Here is a 4,037-nt window from a genome sequence, read left to right on the forward strand (position 1 = left end):
CGTTCGCGCAGGAACGGCGCGGACACCACCGGCTCCAGCGCCGTGCGCCCGAGCGGCGGCGCCAGCGGCGTGACGACGGCGTCGTGGTCCAGCTCGAAGAAGAACACCAACGACACCAGGTCCTCGGTCGGCGCGTGGGTCTGCGGCGGCAGCACCCGGTGCCGCCCGGCCCGCCAGCGGTGCCCGGTCCAGTGCGCGAGCAGGTCGCCGACGTTCACCGTCAGCGCACCCGGGGGTGTACGGCGCGTCGGTCCAACCGTGCCCCTCGACGTCGACCTGCAGCCACCCACCGCCCGGGCTCCCGGTCGAGCAGGGTGACGGTGCCGAAGTCGGTGTGCGGGCCGATCCGGAACTGACCGGGCAGCGGTGTCCCGGTCTCGGTCGCGGTAGCGGTTGATGTTGAACGTCCACGTCGGGTGGGTCGCGAGGTCGCGCAGCGTCGACGGCTCCTGCCCGAGCGCTCCCGCACACAGCTCCAGCAGCGCGCCGGCGACGCGGGTCATCGCCGTGCAGTAGGCGGTCACCGCCTCCCGCAGCGCCGGGACCTGCTCCGGCCAGACGTTCGGCGGGAACCACACCGCGTCGACGTCCGGGTCACCGGTCGGCGCGAAGGGCCCCACCGCGAAGGACTCCTTGAGGTCGGGCGGGGAGTCGCCGCCCTCGACGCGGTCGTTGGCCTCGACACGGGGGGCAGCCATCCCCGTCCGCCGACGCCGACCGCGTAGCCGTGCTTGACCGGCTCGGGCAGCGCGAAGAACTCGCGCGCCGCGGCCCGCACCGCCTGCGCCGCGGCGTCCGCCACACCGTGCCCGACGACCTGCAGGAACCCGGCCCGTTGCAACGCGATGTCCACCGCGGCCGGGGCCGGCGCGGCCAGGTCCACGGTCGGGATGAGCGCGGTCACCGCGTCCCCCCGTGCGTCGCGACGGCGGTGCGGCGCACCAGCAGCGCGTAGAGCCCGGCCGAGAGCACCAGCCCGACCAGGAAGGTCACGTCGCCGATCCCGGGCAGCAATCGCGGCACCAGCCCGGTGAACAGCTCCTGGTTGGCGAACAGCAGCACCGACACGACGACGCCGACGCCGAGCGCGATCGGGCCCGCGTGGTTGCGGTACGTGCGGTCGTAGAGCAGATCGAGGTCGGTCGGGCGCAGCCACTGGTCGGTGAGCACCACGCCGAGCCACGGCCCGACCCAGTACACGACGACCAGCAGGAACGCCTCGTACCCGGCCGCGGCGTCGCCGAGCGCGACCAGCGCGATCACGAACCCGACCGCCCCGAACGCCAGCGCGACGACGGCACGCCCGCGCCAGCGGCACGTCGATGCCGAGGGCTAGGAACGCCATCGCCCCCGAGTAGACGTTGAGGACGTTCGCCGCGACCGCCCCGACCGCGATGGCGACCAGGGTCAGCACGGCCAGCCAGCCGGGCAGCAGGCCGGTGTAGTTCGCGACGGGGTTGTCCGAGTCGAGCCCGCCGCGGCCGCCGCCCCGACCGACGCCGCGCCGACGGACATGAACACCGTGGTGGACAGGAACAGGCCGCCGCCCGCGGCGAGACCGGTGGCGCGCGCCGACACCGAGCGGGGCAGGTAGCGGGAGTAGTCGGCGGCGTACGGGCTCCAGCCCGCCGAGTACCCGACCACGGCGCCGACGGTCAGCAGGAACCCGCCGACCCGCCCACCCGTCCGGCGACGCGGCCGCCCCGGGTCCGACCCGAGGAGCACCAGCACCGCCCCGACCCCGAGCACGAGCGCGAGCAGCGGGAACGCGAGCCGCTCGAAGGCCTGCACCAGGTTGTGCCCGAAGAACGCGACGGCGACCTGGACGACGACCACCGCCACCAGCCACGCGACCGTCCCGCCGCCGGTGATCGCCGACAGCGCGAACGCGGCGCTGACGCTGTTCACCGCGAACCAGCCGAAGCCCGAGGTGATCGTCATCAGGGCGGCGGGCAGCGCGTTGCCGCGGTGACCGAAGGCGAGCCGCCCCAGCACCATCTGCGGCACCCCGGGGGTGCCGCAGATGGTGCTGGGGCGGCTCGCCTTCGGTCACCGCGGCAACGCGCTGCCCGCCGCCCTGATGACGATCACCTCGGGCTTCGGCTGGTTCGCGGTGAACAGCGTCAGCGCCGCGTTCGCGCTGTCGGCGATCACCGGCGGCGGGACGGTCGCGTGGCTGGTGGCGGTGGTCGTCGTCCAGGTCGCCGTCGCGTTCTTCGGGCACAACCTGGTGCAGGCCTTCGAGCGGCTCGCGTTCCCGCTGCTCGCGCTCGTGCTCGGGGTCGGGGCGGTGCTGGTGCTCCTCGGGTCGGACCCGGGGGCGGCCGCGTCGCCGGACGGGGTGGGCGGGGTCGGCGGGTTCCTGCTGACCGTCGGCGCCGTGGTCGGGTACTCGGCGGGCTGGAGCCCGTACGCCGCCGACTACTCCCGCTACCTGCCCCGCTCGGTGTCGGCGCGCGCCACCGGTCTCGCCGCGGGCGGCGGCCTGTTCCTGTCCACCACGGTGTTCATGTCCGTCGGCGCGGCGTCGGTCGGGGCGGCGGCCGCGGCCGGGCTCGACTCGGACAAACCCGTCGCGAACTACACCGGCCTGCTGCCCGGCTGGCTGGCCGTGCTGACCCTGGTCGCCATCGCGGTCGGGGCGGTCGCGGCGAACGTCCTCAACGTCTACTCGGGGGCGATGGCGTTCCTAGCCCTCGGCATCGACGTGCCGCTGGCGCGGGCGCGTGCCGTCGTCGCGCTGGCGTTCGGGGCGGTCGGGTTCGTGATCGCGCTGGTCGCGCTCGGCGACGCCGCGGCCGGGTACGAGGCGTTCCTGCTGGTCGTCGTGTACTGGGTCGGGCCGTGGCTCGGCGTGGTGCTCACCGACCAGTGGCTGCGCCCGACCGACCTCGATCTGCTCTACGACCGCACGTACCGCAACCACGCCGGGGCCCGATCGCGCTCGGCGTCGGCGTCGTCGTGTCGGTGCTGCTGTTCGCCAACCAGGAGCTGTTCACCGGGCTGGTGCCGCGATTGCTGCCCGGGATCGGCGACGTGACCTTCCTGGTCGGGCTGGTGCTCTCGGCCGGGCTCTACGCGCTGCTGGTGCGCCGCACCGCCGTCGCGACGCACGGGGGGACGCGGTGACCGCGCTCATCCCGACCGTGGACCTGGCCGCGCCGGCCCCGGCCGCGGTGGACATCGCGTTGCAACGGGCCGGGTTCCTGCAGGTCGTCGGGCACGGTGTGCCGGACGCCGCGGCGCAGGCGGTGCGGGCCGCGGCGCGCGAGTTCTTCGCGCTGCCCGAGCCGGTCAAGCACGGCTACGCGGTCGGCGTCGGCGGACGGGGATGGCTGCCCCCCGGTGTCGAGGCCAACGACCGCGTCGAGGGCGGCGACTCCCCGCCCGACCTCAAGGAGTCCTTCGCGGTGGGGCCCTTCGCGCCGACCGGTGACCCGGACGTCGACGCGGTGTGGTTCCCGCCGAACGTCTGGCCGGAGCAGGTCCGGCGCTGCGGGAGGCGGTGACCGCCTACTGCACGGCGATGACCCGCGTCGCCGGCGCGCTGCTGGAGCTGTGTGCGGGAGCGCTCGGGCAGGAGCCGTCGACGCTGCGCGACCTCGCGACCCACCCGACGTGGACGTTCAACATCAACCGCTACCCGCCGATGACCGAGACCGGGACACCGCTGCCCGGTCAGTTCCGGATCGGCCCGCACACCGACTTCGGCACCGTCACCCTGCTCGAACGGGAGCCGGGGCGGGGGGGCTGCAGGTCGACGTCGAGGGGCACGGTTGGACCGACGCGCCGTACACCCGGGTGCGCTGACGGTGAACGTCGGCGACCTGCTCGCGCACTGGACCGGGCACCGCTGGCGGGCCGGGCGGCACCGGGTGCTGCCGCCGCAGACCCACGCGCCGACCGAGGACCTGGTGTCGTTGGTGTTCTTCTTCGAGCTGGACCACGACGCCGTCGTCACGCCGCTGGCGCCGCCGCTCGGGCGCACGGCGCTGGAGCCGGTGGTGTCCGCGCCGTTCCTGCGCGAACGCCTCGAC

General features: G+C 74.7%; 5 protein-coding genes and 2 pseudogenes. 3 read left to right on the forward strand and 4 right to left on the reverse strand.

Annotated features, from left to right (window positions below; genetic code table 11):
- From KPL57_RS64900 to KPL57_RS64915, 4 genes and pseudogenes are all read right to left on the reverse strand, one after another.
- Window positions 1-698 (reverse strand): isopenicillin N synthase family oxygenase (locus KPL57_RS64900; RefSeq protein WP_226359426.1); only part of this gene is annotated, 698 nt, incomplete at its 3' end.
- Between the two features lie 53 nt (window positions 699-751).
- Window positions 752-904: pseudogene (locus KPL57_RS71625) on the reverse strand (2-oxoglutarate and iron-dependent oxygenase domain-containing protein); the annotation flags it as partial.
- Window positions 901-1,263: a hypothetical protein gene (locus KPL57_RS64910; protein ID WP_226359419.1), complete on the reverse strand. Its 363-nt coding sequence runs from the start codon at window positions 1,261-1,263 to the stop codon at window positions 901-903. The gene KPL57_RS64910 and the pseudogene KPL57_RS71625, both read right to left, overlap by 4 nt.
- Window positions 1,264-1,407: 144 nt before the next feature.
- Window positions 1,408-1,998 (reverse strand): cytosine permease, encoded by a 591-nt coding sequence (locus tag KPL57_RS64915; protein ID WP_226359423.1) that lies wholly within the window; start codon window positions 1,996-1,998, stop codon window positions 1,408-1,410.
- Window positions 1,999-2,023: 25 nt separating this feature from the next.
- Between KPL57_RS64915 and KPL57_RS64920 the strand changes: the two genes are divergently transcribed.
- From KPL57_RS64920 to KPL57_RS64930, 3 genes and pseudogenes are all read left to right on the forward strand, one after another.
- Entirely contained in the window at window positions 2,024-3,040 is a 1,017-nt protein-coding gene (locus KPL57_RS64920) for a cytosine permease (protein ID WP_226359424.1), read from the forward strand.
- 85 nt (window positions 3,041-3,125) lie between these two features.
- Window positions 3,126-3,509, forward strand: a complete 384-nt coding sequence (locus KPL57_RS64925; protein ID WP_226359425.1) for a 2-oxoglutarate and iron-dependent oxygenase domain-containing protein — start codon at window positions 3,126-3,128, stop codon at window positions 3,507-3,509.
- Between the two features lie 303 nt (window positions 3,510-3,812).
- Window positions 3,813-4,037: pseudogene (locus KPL57_RS64930) on the forward strand (isopenicillin N synthase family oxygenase); the annotation flags it as partial.

This window comes from Pseudonocardia sp. ICBG601, from assembly GCF_020496245.1.